General features: G+C 66.6%; 15 protein-coding genes and 1 pseudogene. 8 read left to right on the forward strand and 8 right to left on the reverse strand.

The window, feature by feature from the left end; translation table 11 throughout:
• Positions 1 to 14: 14 nt before the first annotated feature.
• From IEW22_RS03190 to IEW22_RS03200, 3 genes are all read right to left on the reverse strand, one after another.
• Positions 15 to 554 carry an AAA family ATPase gene (locus IEW22_RS03190; protein WP_188585142.1) on the reverse strand — a complete coding sequence of 180 codons (540 nt, stop codon included), beginning with the start codon at positions 552 to 554 and terminating at the stop codon, positions 15 to 17.
• A gap of 60 nt (positions 555 to 614) precedes the next feature.
• Complete coding sequence (locus IEW22_RS03195) at positions 615 to 1,934, reverse strand: bifunctional o-acetylhomoserine/o-acetylserine sulfhydrylase (protein ID WP_188585143.1); 1,320 nt, start codon at positions 1,932 to 1,934, stop codon at positions 615 to 617.
• A 127-nt stretch (positions 1,935 to 2,061) separates the two neighbouring features.
• Positions 2,062 to 2,499, reverse strand: coding sequence for a MarR family winged helix-turn-helix transcriptional regulator (locus IEW22_RS03200; RefSeq protein WP_188585255.1), 438 nt, complete (start codon positions 2,497 to 2,499; stop codon positions 2,062 to 2,064).
• Positions 2,500 to 2,706: 207 nt separating this feature from the next.
• Here IEW22_RS03200 and IEW22_RS03205 point away from each other — a divergent pair, with 207 nt between their 5' ends.
• Entirely contained in the window at positions 2,707 to 4,512 is a 1,806-nt protein-coding gene (locus IEW22_RS03205; RefSeq protein WP_373284125.1) for an ABC transporter ATP-binding protein, read from the forward strand.
• A gap of 34 nt (positions 4,513 to 4,546) precedes the next feature.
• On the opposite strand, the gene IEW22_RS03210 is transcribed toward IEW22_RS03205, so the two are convergent.
• Both IEW22_RS03210 and IEW22_RS03215 read right to left on the reverse strand, forming a co-directional pair.
• Positions 4,547 to 5,083 carry a mycothiol transferase gene (locus IEW22_RS03210; RefSeq protein ID WP_188585145.1) on the reverse strand — a complete coding sequence of 179 codons (537 nt, stop codon included), beginning with the start codon at positions 5,081 to 5,083 and terminating at the stop codon, positions 4,547 to 4,549.
• A gap of 10 nt (positions 5,084 to 5,093) precedes the next feature.
• The gene (locus IEW22_RS03215) at positions 5,094 to 5,426 is read right to left on the reverse strand and encodes a SelT/SelW/SelH family protein (RefSeq protein WP_188585146.1); all 333 of its coding nucleotides are present in this window, start codon (positions 5,424 to 5,426) and stop codon (positions 5,094 to 5,096) included.
• 135 nt (positions 5,427 to 5,561) lie between these two features.
• Between IEW22_RS03215 and IEW22_RS03220 the strand changes: the two genes are divergently transcribed.
• Both IEW22_RS03220 and IEW22_RS03225 read left to right on the forward strand, forming a co-directional pair.
• Positions 5,562 to 6,452, forward strand: a complete 891-nt coding sequence (locus IEW22_RS03220) for a phosphoribosylaminoimidazolesuccinocarboxamide synthase (protein ID WP_188585147.1) — start codon at positions 5,562 to 5,564, stop codon at positions 6,450 to 6,452.
• 2 nt (positions 6,453 to 6,454) lie between these two features.
• Positions 6,455 to 8,560 carry a S9 family peptidase gene (locus tag IEW22_RS03225; protein ID WP_188585148.1) on the forward strand — a complete coding sequence of 702 codons (2,106 nt, stop codon included), beginning with the start codon at positions 6,455 to 6,457 and terminating at the stop codon, positions 8,558 to 8,560.
• A gap of 106 nt (positions 8,561 to 8,666) precedes the next feature.
• On the opposite strand, the gene IEW22_RS03230 is transcribed toward IEW22_RS03225, so the two are convergent.
• Together IEW22_RS03230 and IEW22_RS03235 are read right to left on the reverse strand one after the other, a co-directional pair.
• Complete coding sequence (locus IEW22_RS03230) at positions 8,667 to 10,214, reverse strand: DHA2 family efflux MFS transporter permease subunit (RefSeq protein WP_188585149.1); 1,548 nt, start codon at positions 10,212 to 10,214, stop codon at positions 8,667 to 8,669.
• Positions 10,211 to 10,804, reverse strand: coding sequence for a MarR family winged helix-turn-helix transcriptional regulator (locus IEW22_RS03235; protein WP_188585150.1), 594 nt, complete (start codon positions 10,802 to 10,804; stop codon positions 10,211 to 10,213). Before IEW22_RS03235 ends, IEW22_RS03230 begins: the two co-directional genes overlap by 4 nt.
• Positions 10,805 to 10,908: 104 nt before the next feature.
• Here IEW22_RS03235 and IEW22_RS03240 point away from each other — a divergent pair.
• From IEW22_RS03240 to IEW22_RS03260, 5 genes and pseudogenes are all read left to right on the forward strand, one after another.
• Positions 10,909 to 11,429: pseudogene (locus IEW22_RS03240) on the forward strand (glutathione peroxidase).
• A gap of 70 nt (positions 11,430 to 11,499) precedes the next feature.
• Entirely contained in the window at positions 11,500 to 12,276 is a 777-nt protein-coding gene (locus IEW22_RS03245; protein ID WP_188585151.1) for a DUF2334 domain-containing protein, read from the forward strand.
• A 146-nt stretch (positions 12,277 to 12,422) separates the two neighbouring features.
• A complete protein-coding gene (purS, locus tag IEW22_RS03250) occupies positions 12,423 to 12,680 on the forward strand; it encodes a phosphoribosylformylglycinamidine synthase subunit PurS (RefSeq protein WP_188585152.1) in 258 nt (85 codons plus the stop codon).
• On the forward strand, positions 12,677 to 13,357 hold the full coding sequence (gene purQ / locus IEW22_RS03255; protein WP_188585153.1) for a phosphoribosylformylglycinamidine synthase subunit PurQ: 681 nt from the start codon (positions 12,677 to 12,679) through the stop codon (positions 13,355 to 13,357). The genes purS and purQ overlap by 4 nt, the downstream gene beginning before the upstream one ends.
• Positions 13,354 to 14,619, forward strand: a complete 1,266-nt coding sequence (locus IEW22_RS03260; protein WP_188585154.1) for a M18 family aminopeptidase — start codon at positions 13,354 to 13,356, stop codon at positions 14,617 to 14,619. Before purQ ends, IEW22_RS03260 begins: the two co-directional genes overlap by 4 nt.
• Before the next feature lie 20 nt (positions 14,620 to 14,639).
• Here IEW22_RS03260 and IEW22_RS03265 read toward each other — a convergent pair whose 3' ends face one another.
• Positions 14,640 to 15,947 (reverse strand): hypothetical protein, encoded by a 1,308-nt coding sequence (locus tag IEW22_RS03265; RefSeq protein WP_188585155.1) that lies wholly within the window; start codon positions 15,945 to 15,947, stop codon positions 14,640 to 14,642.
• Between the last annotated feature and the right edge of the window lie 5 nt (positions 15,948 to 15,952).

Consider the following 15,952-nt stretch of genomic DNA (forward strand, 5'->3'; position numbering starts at 1 on the left):
CCGACTCGCGGCGGTCAGCGCACCGCTGTGGCCAGAACGGCTGCGGCATGTTCTGTGCCGTCGGCGGTGTCGACGCGCAGCACGTCGTGATCCCAGGGCTCGTACTCGCGACTGGTCACCTGCGCCCAGGTGGGCACGACCAGTCCGTCGAGGTCGGAGACTCGTTGCTCGACCCGGCGGCGGTGGGCGTCGGGGTCACTGCAGTACACCTCCGCCTCGACCAGCCGTATCCGAGACGACAAGGCCACCGCCGCCCACGCCGCCCGCGTGACGGGCAGCGGGTTCACACTGTCGGCGATCACGCTGTGGCCGGTGCGCAGCAGGTCGCCGGCCATCGCATAGGCCACCCGATATCCGGCGTCGGGCACCGCCTCCCAGCCGCCGGCCCGCTCGATCACACCCCCGCTCACCAGCGCGGATTCGATGGTGTCCAGGCGTAGGTGGATCGCGCCGATCTGTGCCGCGACCATGCGTGCCAGGGTGGTCTTGCCGACCCCGGGTAGCCCCGAGAGCACGACGAGAGTGGGTGTGCGGCTGTCATCACGGCTGGTCATCGGCCACGATCGTAACGGTCGGGCAGCGCCGATCGTTCGGCCGCGGCCGAGCAGCGCCGATCATTCGGCCGCCGCGGCCAGCCCCTGCGTCAGGTCGGCGAGGATGTCGTCGATGTTCTCGATCCCCACCGACAATCGCACCCGGCCCGGGGTGACGCCGGCGGCGAGCTGTTCCTCGGGGGTGAGCTGGGAGTGGGTGGTCGAGGCGGGGTGGATCACCAGCGAGCGCACATCGCCGATGTTGGCCACATGGCTGTGCAGGGTCAGTGCGTTGACGAACTTCTTGCCCGCATCCACACCGCCGGCGAGCTCGAAGGTGACAATCGCACCCGCACCGCGCGGGAGCAGCGCCTGGGCGCGTTCATGCCACGGCGACGAGTCGAGTCCGGCGTAGGCGACACTCTCGACCTCGGGCTGTTGGGCGAGGAAGGCGGCGACACGCTCGGCGTTGGCAACGTGGCGTTCTACGCGCAGGCTCAGTGTCTCGATGCCCTGGGCGATGAGGAAGGCGTTGAACGGCGAGACGGCTGATCCGAGGTCACGCAGCAGCTGCACGCGCACCTTGGTGACGAACGGTGGCAGGTCGAGATCGGCGAACACCAGTCCGTGATAGCTCGGGTCGGGGGTGGTGAAGTCGGGGTGGCGGCCCTGGGTCCAGTCGAATGTCCCCGAATCGACGATCACGCCGGCGATCGCGGTGCCGTGTCCGCCGAGGTATTTGGTGGCCGAGTGCACCACGATGTCGGCGCCGTGTTCGATCGGGCGCAGCAGGTACGGAGTGGCGACGGTGTTGTCGACGACCAGCGGAATCCCATTGTCGTGGGCCACCTCTGAGATGCCCTCGATGTCGAGGATGTGGTTGAGCGGGTTGGCGATCGACTCACCGTAGAACGCGGCGGTGTTCGGGCGGATCGCCGCACGCCACTGGTCGAGGTCGTCGGGATCGTCGACGAAACTGACCTCGATACCCAGCTTGGGCAGCGTGTAGTGGAACAGGTTGTAGGTGCCGCCGTACAGATAGGGGCTCGACACCACATGTCCGCCGGCGCGGGTGAGTCCGAGGATGGTCAGCGCCTCGGCGGCCTGACCCGAGGCGACCAGCAGAGCGCCTGCGCCGCCCTCGAGGGTCGCGATGCGCGCCTCCACCGCATCCTGCGTCGGATTGATGATGCGGGTGTAGGTGTGACCGGTCGCCGACAGGTCGAACAAGGACGCGGCGTGGTCGGTGTTGTCGAAGGTGAACGACGTGGTCTGGTAGATCGGCAGGGCCCGCGCGCGGGTGGTGGCGTCGGAGGTCTGTCCGGCGTGGATCTGGTTGGTCTCGAAGGCGTAGTGCGGAGTGGGGTTCTCGTCGGTGGTCGCGTTCTGGTCGGTGGACATGCGGGTCGACTCCTGTGGCGTGTCGTCGGTGTGGCGTGTTGTCGGGGGTGACGACGCGACGCTAGAGCGTGCTGTGCACGAGTGGAAGAACGAGGACCGCACCGACGACAACTGTTGTGCGCCAGTCTCAGATGTGCTTACGGTGCCCGCGGAGGTCTGCATGCCGGTGATCATCGTCTGGCGGTTGCGCGTCGGTGAGTTTGCGCAGCAGCCCGGCGAGCTGCTCGCGCTCGTCCTCCGACAGCACCGCGAAGTAGTCGTCTGCTCCCACACCTTGCGCCGCGCGCAGTTCGGTGAGCATGTGTCGTCCGGCCTCGGTGGTGCGCACACAGCGGGCGCGCCGGTCGTGTTCGTCGGGGAGTCGTTCGGTGAGCCCGCGTTCGTCGAGGCGGTCGATCACCTCGGTGGCCGAGCGCGGCGCGATGTGCAGCCGTCGGGCGACCTCACCCAGCCGCGGGGTGCCGAGCCTGTCGACGACCATGAGCGCCCGCACCTCATGCGGGGACAGTCCCCACGGATCGAGGTTGCCGAACCAGCGGCGGCGCAGGGCGCGCGCCGTGGTCATCACCAGGTCGCGCAGGGTCTCTCGGTCGGACTCCCGGTCGGCATCAGTGGAATGATCTGACACATTGATGAGTTTACCTCAATAACCGGCTACACTCTGTGAGGAAACCTCAGCAATCGACAGAAAGGGGTGGTTCGATCGATGAGCCCCCAACATGCGACGACGTCGCGAACAACAACTTCACCACCCATGACCCGACCTGCGGGAATGCCCTCCGGCGGCCGCGGCGGTCCGGCCCGGCTCGATCCGGCCGACCGCGCCCAACTCGACGAGAACCCGGTGAGCCTGCGCCGCGTCGCTGCGCTTTTCCGCAACTATCGGCTGCGTATCGCCGTGGTGATGATCCTGATCGTCGCCTCGTCGGTGATCACACTCGCCAACCCCTTCCTGGTCCGTGCCGTGATCGACCATGCGATCCCCGAGCGCAACGTCACGCTGCTCGTGTGGGCGGTGGTCGCGATGATCGGTATCACCGTCGTCAGCTCGATCCTCGGCGTCCTGCAGACCTGGATCTCCACCACCGTCGGTCAGCGCGTCATGCACGACCTGCGCACCAAGGTGTTCGCCCACCTGCAACGCCAGTCGCTGGGCTTCTTCACCCGCACCCGCGGGGGAGAGGTGCAGAGCCGGCTCACCAACGACATCGGCGGGATGCAGACCGTCGTCACCACCACCGCCACCTCGGTGGCCTCCAACCTCACCACCGTTGTCGGCACCGTCGTCGCGATGGTGGTCCTCAGCTGGCAGCTCTCGCTGCTGTCGCTCATCGTGTTGCCGCCGGCCATCTGGCTCACGCGCACGGTGGCGAAGATGCGCCGCGAGATCACCACCCGCCGTCAGCGCACGCTGGCCGACATGCAGACCCAGATCGAGGAGTCGCTGTCGATCGGCGGCATCCAGCTCGCCAAGACGCTCGGCGCCGGACCCGTTCTGGCGCAACGCTTCACCGACACCTCACGCACGCTCGTCGACCTCGAGGTCCGCTCACAGCTGTCGGGTCGGTGGCGGATGGCGACAATGAACATCATCTTCGCGACGATCCCCGCACTGCTCTATCTGATCGCCGGGCTGCCCGCGACCTCGGGCGGCATGACGATCGGCACGCTCGTCGCCTTCACCGGGCTGCAGGCGGCGCTGTTCCGCCCGCTGATGAGCCTGCTCGACGTGGGTGTGTCGATCAACAGTTCACTCGCGCTGTTCAGCCGGATCTTCGAATACCTCGATCTGCCGGTGACCATCGCCGACCCGGATCACCCGGTGGCAGTGGATGATCCGCGAGGTTCGGTGCAGTTCGACACCGTGTCGTTCCGTTACGACGGTGCCCATCGCGATGCGCTGTCGAATATCGACATCGATCTGCCTGCCGGTGGCTCGCTGGCACTGGTCGGCGAAACCGGTTCGGGTAAAACCACTCTGGCCTCGCTGGTGTCACGTCTGCACGATGTGGACTCCGGTGCGGTGCGTATCGACGGCGTGGACGTGCGCGACATGGCGCTGGGTGATCTCGCGACCATCGTCGGTGTGGTGTCGCAGGAGACCTACCTGCTGCACGCCAGTATCCGTGACAACCTGCGCCACGCCCGTCCTGATGCGACGGATGAGCAGATCGAGGAGGCTGCCCGAGCTGCGCAGGTGCACGATCTGATCATGGGTCTGCCCGACGGATACGACACGCTGGTCGGTGCGCGCGGCTATCGGTTCTCCGGCGGGGAGAAGCAGCGGATCGCGTTGGCGCGCACGCTGCTTCGTGATCCTCGGATCCTCGTGCTCGACGAGGCGACCAGTGCTCTGGACAACGAGACCGAACGCGCGGTCCAGGCGGCAGTCGATGCGGCGAGTGCGGGTCGTACGACGATCACCATCGCCCACCGGCTCTCGACCATCCGCGACGCCGATCAGATCGTGGTGCTCGACCACGGGCAGATCGCCGAACAGGGAACCCACGACGAACTTCTCGCGCGAGGCGGGCGTTATGCGCGACTGCTCGCGCGGGGTGAGGCCGCCGCGGCGTGACACGCGGCCCGGGACTGTGCCCGGGCTGAGAGACTCAGTCGGCGTCGGCGCGCTCGGCGAGGCCCTTCACATACGAGGCCTGACCGAGATGCTGGGTGACGTCGCCGAGCACGCTGACGAGCCGCGACGACGCGGTCACCGGCGGATCCCAGCGGCGGTCGACCACCCGGTCGAGTTCCTCCGGTGTCAGCGACTCGATGTACTCGATCACCCGCTCGTAGACCGCGTGGAAATAGGCGTAGAGCTTGTCGAGATCAGGGTGCACCTTGCGCACATCCGCGGGGCGCTGGCCGTAGCCGGTCGCCTCGGGCCCGAACGGCAGATCGAATTTCTCCCGCCAGGTGTCCCACAGCTGAGGCTTGCCGGCGAGTTCGGACACGTGGTCATCCATCACACGCGCCGAATGCCACACCAGCCAGGCGATCGAGTTCGACTCCGGGTCGGGGCGGTACTTGGCGACGACGTCGTCGATCGACGCGGTGAGCTCCTCGGCGAGATCGTCCATGCGGGTGAAAGCATCGGCGAGGATGCGCTGCGCGGCGCGGACGTCACCGGTGGTGGAGGTACTCATGGGTGCCCCTTCAGCTGGTCGTGTCGTGCGCGGACATCGATGTCCGCGGTTCGCCGTGACCCAGATTCCATTCGGGCAGGGCGATGTCGCGGACAAGGCGTTTGAGTGTAACCACGTCGGGAAAGCCGCCGTCGCGGGCGCGTTCCCAGGCGAGGGTGTCGTCGACCTCGATGCGGAAGACCCCGCCGGTCGCGGGCACCAGGGTCACCTCGCCGATGTCGGTACCGAAGGTGTTGAGGATCTCGGCGGCCATCCAGTTGGCCCTGAGCAGCCAGTTGCACTGTGTGCAGTAGACGATGCGGATGCGCGGCCGACGCGACGCATACGCCTCCGGGGTGCTCATGTGGTCAAGCGTGCATCACCGGCCCTCGCCTGTCACGCCCTGGTCGGGTCGGAGTGTCGGATCCGACCGACCTGTCCGATCCGCAGGCCTGCGGCGCAGACGAGCCGGCGTGGACTGACCGTCTAACCTCGACTCATGCGCCCGCCACTGCATTCCTATCCCCACATCGGTTCAGGCAAGGTTCGCGAGCTCTACTCCATCGACGACGACACCCTGCTGATGGTGTCCACCGACCGGATCTCCGCCTACGACTACATCCTCGACACGCCGATCCCCGACAAGGGGCGGGTGCTCACGGCGATGAGCTTCTTCTGGTTCGACGAACTCGGTGTGCCCAATCACCTCGCGGGCGGACCGGAGGATCCCCGGATCCCGGCCGAGGTGGTGGGCCGGGCGATGGTGGTCCGCAAACTCGACATGGTCCCGGTGGAGTGCGTGGCCCGCGGCTACCTCACCGGTTCGGGTCTGATCGACTATCGCGCGACCGGCGCGGTGTGCGGGGTGGAACTCCCGGCCGGCCTGGTCGAGGCGAGCCGGTTACCCGAACCGATCTTCACCCCGGCCACGAAAGCCGAGTTCGGCGACCACGACGAGAACATCTCGTTCGACCAGACCGCCCAGCGGGTCGGCGCCGACGTCGCCACGCGGCTGCGTGAGGCCACCCTCGACATCTACGCCACCGGTGCCGGAGTGGCGGAATCACGCGGCATCATCCTCGCCGACACCAAGTTGGAGTTCGGCTTCGACGAGGAAGGCACACTGGTGCTGGCCGACGAGGTGTTGACCCCCGACTCGTCGCGGTACTGGGATGCGCAGACCTACACCGAGGGTCAGGTGCAGCCCAGTTTCGACAAGCAGATCGTGCGCAACTGGCTCACCAGTCCTGAATCCGGATGGGATCGTTCGTCGGGAGAGCAGCCACCGTCGCTGCCCGTCGACATCGCCGAACGCACCCGCGCACGCTACATCGAGGCCTATGAGCGGATCTCGGGCCGTTCGTTCGCCGACTGGCCGAAAGGAGTCTGACCATGACCGCAGGACAGGTGACACCCCCGATAGCCAAGAAGGTCGATTTCAAGCGAACTCATCACGGCGACACCGTGATCGACGAGTACGAGTGGTTGCGCGACAAGGACGATCCCGAGGTGATCGCCTACCTCGAACAGCAGAATGCGTTCACCGCGGCCCAGACCGCGGACCTTGCCGACCTCAGGGGTCAGATCTACGACGAGATCAAAAGCCGCACAAAGGAAACCGACATGTCGGTGCCCACGCGGCGTGGCCGGTTCTGGTACTACGCGCGCACCGAGGAAGGTAAGCAGTACGCCATCCGCGCCCGCGCGCCGATCGCCGCCGAGGACGACTGGACCCCGCCCGACATCGCCGAAGGGCAGACGCTTCCGGGTGAACAGATCCTGCTCGACTCCAACGTCGAAGCGGCCGAGACCGATTTCTACAGCCTCGGGGCTTTCTCGATCAGCGACGACGGGAACCGGCTGGCCTACAGCGTCGACACCGTCGGCGACGAGCGCTACACGCTGCGATTCAAGGATCTGACCACCGGTGAGTTCCTCGCCGACGTCATCACCGACACCGCGCCCGGCGCGGTCTGGTCGGCAGACGGGCAGCACGTGTTCTATCAGACCGTCGACGAGGCCTGGCGCCCGAACACGGTGTGGCGCCACGACATCGGCGCCGGCACCGAGGACGTCACCGTGTTCCACGAACCCGACGAGCGGTTCTGGGTGGGTATCGGGACCACGCGGTCGAACGCGTATCTGGTGATCTCGGTGGGCTCGAAGATCACCTCCGAGGTACATCTGCTCGCCGCCGATGACCCCACCGGTTCGTTCGAGGTGGTCCTACCCCGACGCGAGGGCGTGGAGTACGGCGTGGAACACGCCGTCATCGACGGCGAGGACCGACTCCTGATCCTGCACAACGAGAATGCCGAGAACTTCGAGGTGCGTATCGCGCCCGTGGACGATCCCGCGCATTCGGAGGTGCTGGTGCCGCATGATTCGGAGATCCGGATCGAGGACATCGAGGCCTTCGAACGGTTCCTCGTGCTCAGTTATCGCGCCGATGCAGTGCCGAAGGTCGCGATCGCCGATCTCGGCGCGCACGGACACAACATCGTCTTCGACGAGGTGGAGTTCGACGCCGAGCTGTGCAGCGCCGGGCTTGCGGCGAATCCGGAATGGCACACCCCGCGACTTCGCCTGGGCTACACCAGTTTCATCGAGCCCACCGAGGTCTTCGAACTCGAGGTGAGTACCGGCGAACGGTTCCTGCTCAAACGCCAGCCCGTCCTCGGCGGGTACGACCCCGACGACTACGAACAGCACCGCGAGTGGGCCGTGGCCGCCGACGGCACGCGCATCCCGCTGTCGCTGGTGTACCGCAAGGGGATCGACAAGCCCGCACCGCTGCTGCTCTACGGGTACGGCTCCTATGAGTCGAGTATGGATCCGTCGTTCTCGGTGTCGCGGCTGTCGCTGCTCGACCGGGGGATGGTGTTCGCCGTCGCCCACATCCGTGGCGGCGGGGAGATGGGTCGGCACTGGTATGACGACGGCAAGACGCTGACGAAGAAGAACACCTTCACCGACTTCGTCGATTCGGCTCGGCATCTGGTCAAGACCGGGTGGACCACACCGTCGCAACTGGTGGCCGAGGGCGGATCGGCGGGTGGTCTGCTGATCGGTGCGGTCGCCAATCTCGCGCCGGAGCTGTTCAACGGCATCCTCGCGGTGGTGCCCTTCGTGGACCCGCTCACCTCGATTCTCGACCCGTCGCTGCCGCTGACGGTGATCGAGTGGGATGAGTGGGGAAACCCCTTGCAGAGCAAGGAAGTCTACGAGTACATGAAGTCGTATTCGCCCTATGAGAACGTCGACGAGCTGTCCTATCCGGCGATCCTCGCCGAGACCTCACTCAACGACACCCGCGTGCTCTACACCGAGGCGGCCAAATGGGTTGCCCGGCTGCAGGAGAAGACGGTCGGCGACGCACCGATCATGCTCAAGACGGAGATGTCGGCGGGCCACGGCGGCGTCAGCGGCCGCTACAAGCAGTGGGAGGAAACCGCATTCGAATACGCCTGGCTGCTCCGGCAGAGCGGTGCGGCATAGCAGCGCGCGGAACCGAGTACATCAGTGACATGGCTCCGGGTCGCCAACCCCGTATAGGAGGTCGGCGACCCGGAGCCATGTCATCTGTGTACGGGCGCGGGCGCGGTCAGTGCATGGCGACCGGTGCCGAGCTGGCGTCGCTGTTGGCGATCCGCTTGCGCGGCAGCATCAGCGACGGCAGGAAGGTGATCGCGATGAGCACCACCGCCACGATGAAGGTGTCGCCGAACGCATTCGCGGCCGACTCGAACCACTCATGCGGCGGGGTGGCCGGGACCTGTTGCGCGCCGGCGAGCTTGTCGTAGGTCTTCGGGTCGGTGTTCGACAGGATCGCCATCCCCGAGGTGGGACTCGACTTGAGGTGCGAGGCCAGGATCACCGAGATGACCGCGGTGCCGATCGATGCGGCGGCCTGCTGGACGACGTTCATCAGCGTCGATCCATCGGCGACCTTGTCGGCGGTGAGTGTGGCCAGTGCCGCCGACATGATCGGCATCATCGTCATACCCATGCCCAGACCCATCACGAACAGTGCGCTGCACAGCAGCCAGTACGACGTGTCGGCGCCGAGGAAGACGAAGGTGGTCATGCCGGCCACGATCAGCACGATGCCGCCGAGGACGAATTTGCCCGGTCCGATCTGGTCGGTCATCCGCCCGGCGATGGGCATGGTGACCATCGCACCCAGCCCCTGTGGCGCCACCAGCAGTCCGGCCATCAGCGTCGACTCGCCGCGCACACCGATGAAGTACTGCGGGAACAGCAGCATCGCGCCGAAGAAGGCGATCATGAACAGCGTCATCGTGATGACGGCCCAGCGCAGCGTCTTGTTCCTGAACAGATGCAGGTCCAGCAGCGGGTTCTTGCCGCGCAGCGAGTGGAAGACGAACGCGATGATCAGCACCGCGCCGACGGCCATCGGGATCAGGACCTTCGCGGTGAGGAAGGTGCCCGCGGCATTGCTCTCGGACACGCCGTAGAGGAAGATCGCCAGACCCGGCGACAGCAACAGCAGACCCACGAAGTCGAAGGTCGGCTTCGACGTCTCCTCCCCGCCGGGCAGCGTCACATAGGAGTAGATGAACGCCAGGATGCCGATGGGCAGGTTGATCAGGAAGATCCAGTGCCACGATGCGTACTCGATCAGCAGACCACCGAGGATCGGGCCGAGGATGGGGCCGAGCAGCATCGGGATACCCAGCACGGCCATCACCGAGCCGACCCGTTCGGGTCCGGCGGCGCGGGTCAGGATCATCATGCCGACGGGCATGAGCATGCCGCCGCCGGCACCCTGCAGCATGCGGAAGGCGACCAGCGAGCCGATGTTCCAGGCCAGCGCACACAGCACCGATCCGAGGACGAACAGCACGATGGAGATCAGATAGATCTTGCGCGTACCGAACCGCGCCGCTGCCCAGCTCGACAGCGGGATCACCGCAGCGAGCGCCAGGGTGTAGCCGGTGGCCGTCCACGCCGCGTTGGCGGCGCTGGTGTGGAACTCGGTCTGGAAGGTGTTCTGCGCGACCGACACGACGGTGGTGTCGAGGATCGACATGATCGCGCCGAGAACCACGACGATCGCGATCCGGATGACCGCCTTGTCGATCTTCTCCGACGAACCGCCGGTCGTCGTCTGCGTGGATTGTTGGCTCATACGCCGTGTTCGCTTTCGGTGTCGGTGTTACGGGCAGGTGGAATACGGGTGGGATGGGAGGCGCCCGGTGGGCAGTCCCAGAAGCCCCCGTTGACGATGGCGTCGAGGGATTGGTGCAGCCCGACGCGGAGATCGACGGGCAGTTGTCGGAGGATCTCGCGGACCGCGTCGTCGCGGCGCCCGGACATCTCGTCGAGTTCGTGGCGGCCCTTCTCGGTGACGCTCACGAGCTTCACCCGCCGGTCGCGCGGATCCTCCCGTCGGTCGACCAGTCCGAGATGGACCAGCTTGTCGACGTTGCGTCCGGTCGACGCCAGTGACAACGACGTCGCCTCGGCGAGCTCGTGGAGTGGCACGGGGTGTGCGTAGAGGCGTAACTGCATCAACACCCGGAAGTGCGACAACGACAGCTCGGTATGCATGATCGAATCGAGTGCCCGGGCATCGGAGATACACCCCAGGTGGGCCATGAAATCGAACAGCATCGCCGATGTCTCTTCCGGTGACGGAGCGCGTTGCGGGGTGGTCGGCACCGGGTTCGACGGCACCGGGAACCCGCCCACGCTTTCCTGAAGTGAACTACTCGTCACTCCGCAAAAGTTACGGTGCTGCAACTGTTGCGACCAACTCAATTATTGACCGAATGGATCACATGACGATCGTACTATGATCCATAGCACTGATCGTCGGCGTGATGTCGGGTTCCGGGGATACCCTCGCAGGCGTGGCCGACATCGAAACGATTCCCCTGACGACGATCGACGGACAGACCACGACGCTGGGTGCCTTCGGCGGCCCGGTGTTGGTGGTCAACGTCGCAAGTAAGTGCGGGCTGACCCCGCACAGTACACCGGACTCGAACAGCTGGCGAAGACGTACGGAGATCGCGGACTGACGGTTCTCGGTGTGCCGTGCAACCAGTTCGCCGGTCAGGAACCCGGCACTGCCGAGGAGATCACGACCTTCTGCTCGACCACCTACGGGGTCACCTTCCCCCTTCTGGAGAAGACCGACGTCAATGGCGAGGACCGACACCCGCTCTACGTCGAGCTCACCCAGGCGACCGATGCCGACGGACAGGCCGGGGACATCGCCTGGAATTTCGAGAAGTTCCTCGTCGGCTCCGACGGTACGGTGATCGCCCGGTTCCGGCCGCGGACCGAACCGGAATCACCGGAGGTCATCGAGGCGATCGAGGGCGCGCTCGCCTCGTGATGTGAGGAGTTCCGCCGGTCGCCATGTGGTGGCAACCGGCGCACAACCATGACCGGTCACACTGACCACCATGACGGGTCTGCTGGTCGTCTCGGTGTCGGGTCTGCGCGAGCGCACGCTCACCAGCTCGGCGGAGTTCGCGAATGCACTCGGTGAGCGTGGACTGCCGCTGTCGTGGCTGGTCGCCCCGCGCCGCAAGCACGGATACCGGCTCGGTGAGGACAGTGCCACCTGCGACTGGTTGCGCACCCGCCGTATCGGGAGCGGGAGGACCCCGGCCGATGCGGTGGTGCTGCACGGCTACGACCAGGCTTCGACACGGCAGCGGCGTGCTGAGTTCGCCACCATCTCCCGACATGAGGCGATGCTTCGGCTCACCGCCGCCGATCGCGCACTCGAGCAGGCGGGCCTGCGCACCAGAATCTTCGCCGCCCCGAGGTGGAGCGCCTCACCCGGTGCGGTGGCCGCTCTGCCGGCCGTCGGGTTCAGGGTGAACGCAGGCTTCGGCGTGGTCGAGGACCTGCGGTCGGGAACCCAGGTGCGCGGTCGGGTGATCGGAATCGGTGACGGGTTCCCTGACGACGCGTGGTGGCTGCGCATGCTCATGCGCACCGCCGGCCGAACCGCGCGACGCGGTGGGGTGGTGCGACTGCACGTCGCAGCCAGGCACCTGGGGGAACCGCTCGTCGCGCGCACGTTATGCGACTGTGTCGATGTCGCACTGCATCACGGCCTGCGTCCGGCGACCTATGCCGACCGGTTGGCCGATCTCGCGTCGGCCCCTGGCGTCGGCGGCACCGAGATCAGCGTCACGTCCACCCCGGAGATCGACGTCACCGTCGCGTGAGGGCGCACCGCGGGTGGGTACAGTGAACCCGCAGCGTAGTGCAGCGACTGTCCTGCGACGACGGTGGTGCTTCCGGCGACGGGCAGTACTTTCCGATCACGGGCAGCGCTTCGGATGACGGTAGTGACAAGAAGGGGAAAACCGCTATGGCGCGAGTGGTGGTCGACGTGATGCCCAAGGCCGAGATCCTCGACCCGCAGGGGCAGGCGATCGTCGGAGCTCTGGGCCGACTGGGATTCTCCGGCATCGTCGACGTCCGGCAGGGCAAGCGTTTCGAACTCGAGGTCGACGACTCGGTCGACGACGCCGACCTCGAGCGTATCGCCGAGGAACTGCTCGCCAACACCGTCATCGAGAACTTCGCGGTCACCCGCGTGCCTGACGCTCAGGGTGCCCGGTCGTGAGCGCGCGGATCGGTGTCATCACCTTCCCCGGGACCCTCGACGACGTCGACGCCTCCCGTGCGGTCCGCAACGCCGGTGGCGAAGCGGTCGCGCTGTGGCACGCCGACGCCGACCTCAAGGGTGTCGACGCGGTGATCGTGCCCGGCGGCTTCTCCTACGGCGACTACCTGCGGGCCGGTGCCATCGCGCGTTTCGCACCCGCGATGAGTTCGGTGGTCGAGGCCGCCGGCAAGGGCATGCCGGTCCTGGGCATCTGCAACGGCTTCCAGATCCTCTGCGAGGCAGGTCTGTTGCCCGGCGCGCTGACCCGTAACGAGGGCCTGCACTTCATCTGCCGCGACCAGTGGCTGAAGGTCGAGTCGAACTGGACTGCGTGGACCTCACGATTCGACCGCGACGCCGAGATCCTCATCCCACTCAAGTCGGGGGAGGGCCGTTACGTCGCCTCTCCGGAGAAGCTCGAGGAACTCGAGGGCGAGGGCCGCATCGTGTTCCGCTACGCCGGGGACAACCCGAACGGCTCGATGCTCGACATCGCCGGGATCGCGAGCGAGGACGGCCGGGTGGTGGGTTTGATGCCGCACCCCGAGCACGCCACCGAGGCGCTGACCGGGCCCAGCGACGACGGACTGGGTTTGTTCTATTCGGTGCTCGACGCGGTACTCGAATCGGCGTGAGCATCCCGACCAGTGCGACGGCGCAAGGACTGTGCTCCTTCGTCAACGACTCGCCGTCGCCGTTCCACGTGGTCGACACGATCGCGGCCACGCTGCGTTCGGCGGGTTTCCATCAGCTCGCCGAGACCGACGTGTGGCCCGACGATCCGGGCCGGCATTTCGTGGTCCGCGGCGGTTCGATCATCGCCTGGGACGCCAGTACCGCTCCGGAGGCGTTCCGCATCGTCGGTGGCCACACCGACAGTCCGAACCTCCGGCTCAAACAGCATCCCGAATTGCGTTCTGCGGGTGTGTCACTGGTCGGTCTGGAACCCTACGGCGGTGCCTGGCTGAACTCCTGGCTCGACCGCGACCTGGGAGTGTCGGGTCGGATCTCGGTGGGTCACGGCGGCGACGTGACGACCGTGCTGGTGAAGGTCGACGAGCCGGTGCTGCGGGTGCCGCAGCTGGCCATCCACCTGTCCGAGGATCGCAAGGGTGTGCACCCGGACCCTCAGCGTCACGTCAACGGCATCTGGTCGCTCGGCGAGGACGGCTCGTTCATCGACTGGTTGTGCGACCACGAGGGCGTCGACCCGGCCGACGTGCTCGGCTGGGAGCTGATGACCCACGACGTCACTCCGGCGCGAATCGCCGGTGCGCGTGGAGATCTGGTGAGTTCGCCGCGCCTGGACAATCAGGGCAGCTGCTATGCCGGACTTCGGGCGTTGCTCGACGGCGACAACACCTCCGCGGTGCGGGTGCTGGCCCTCTTCGACCACGAAGAGGTGGGCAGCGGCTCCGAACGTGGCGCCGGGTCGGACTTCCTGCTCACCACACTCGAACGAATAGTGTTGTCGCACAACGGTGATCGTGCCGATTTCCTGCGCGCGCTGGCAGCCTCGGTGTGCGCGTCGGGCGATATGGCCCACGGCACCCATCCGAACTACCCCGACCGACACGAGCCCGCACATCAGATCGCACTCGGCGGTGGCCCGGTACTCAAGGTCAACCAGAACCTGCGCTATGCCTCGGATGCCGAGGGGGAGGCGTTGTTCGCGCTGGCCTGCCGACAGGCCGACGTTCCGCTTCAGCGCTATGTGCACCGCGCGGATCTGCCGTGCGGATCGACCATCGGCCCGATCACTGCCGCCCGCACCGGTCTGAAGACGGTGGACGTCGGTGCCGCGCAGCTCGCGATGCACAGCGCGCGCGAGATGATGGCCGCCGCAGATGTGGGCCTGTATTCGGCTGCGCTGCAGGCCTTCCTGTCGCCACGCTGAACCGCGCTGATATCCGCCGTTCAGTTCGGTTGCAGCACGCTGAGTTCGGTCCCCTGGCGCAGCACGAGATATCCGTCGACCACCTCCACCGTGCCGTTGAACGGTAGTTGCCAGCTCACCCGACCCCGGGCGACGTCGACGGCGGTGATGGTGTCGGTGTCGGTGAAGATCGCGGTGTGGCCGTGGCTACCCAGGCAGGTGAGCTGGTCGAGGTCGGTGTCGGGTCGGTTCACCGAGGCCTGCGCCAGGGTGCCGACCGTGTCGTCGGAGCCGAGGTCGAGGATCTGGCGACTGCGGTCGATCTTGGGGAGGAAGAACATCGAACCACACGCTTGCGCACCGGATTTCGAGTTGTCTGTGCTATCGGATCGCCATCGCCGGGCCGATCCCGGTGTCAGATCACGCGCCTCGTAGGTGCCATGGTCGGCGAATACGGTGGTGGGTCCGGCGCCTGTGAGCACGGGTAGCGGCGACGGTCCGGCCACCAGTGCGGTATCGGTCTCGGTTGCGGTGATGTGTCCGGCGGTGTCGAGCAGCGTCACCGAACTCGATGCGTCGCCGTCGGGTGAATCGATCTCGGCCGCAACGCCACTGGGATAGGTGGTGAGTGTGCACGAGGTGCAGCTGTAGCGTTGCTCGCCGGTAGCGGCGTCGAGGATCGAGGCACCGCCGTCAGCGCGTGCGGCCGTGAGCGTCGCATCCGACCAGCGCAGTGTGGCCGGCGAGGTCAGAGTGGTCGAGAAGGTGGTCGAGCCGTCGGTGCCGACGCCGGTCACTCGGTGGCCGACCTTCGACATGAGTACGAAACCATCTGTCACACCGACCATTCCGGCGGTGTCCTCGACGTCGGCCGACCGGTGGAACCTTCCGCTGTCATCGAGGAGCCCGAAGCTGGCGGTGGTTGCGGTCAACGGGCGGCGGACGCAGCCGAGGTGACCGGCGTCGTCGAAGGCGCACATGCCGAGTCCGACGTCGAGTCCGCCCGACCAGATGGGTGTGCCCGTCTCCGCCCGCACCTCGGTGACCCGGCTCCCGTCGCCACCGCGTGAGGTGAGCAGCCACCTGTCGCCGTGCACTCCCACCACCTGCGGCGCCGGTGACCATTGCGCGGGGTCCACCCCGGCGGCCTGGGCCGGGCTCATCGTCCACATCGGCTGTGGTGGGGCCGAATACGACCGCAGGTCACCGGGAGCGCGAGGGGAGTCGTGTGATCGGCCGATCGTGAGGACCACGATCACGCAGGCCACCATCGCGACGGCGGCAATCGTGCTGACCACCGCGATGCCGGGACGCTGCAGCCGTCGCAGCGTGGAGCGCCAGGTCGACATGGCCA

The organism is Gordonia jinhuaensis (genome assembly GCF_014639795.1).
In the GTDB taxonomy this organism is placed as follows: domain Bacteria; phylum Actinomycetota; class Actinomycetes; order Mycobacteriales; family Mycobacteriaceae; genus Gordonia_B; species Gordonia_B jinhuaensis.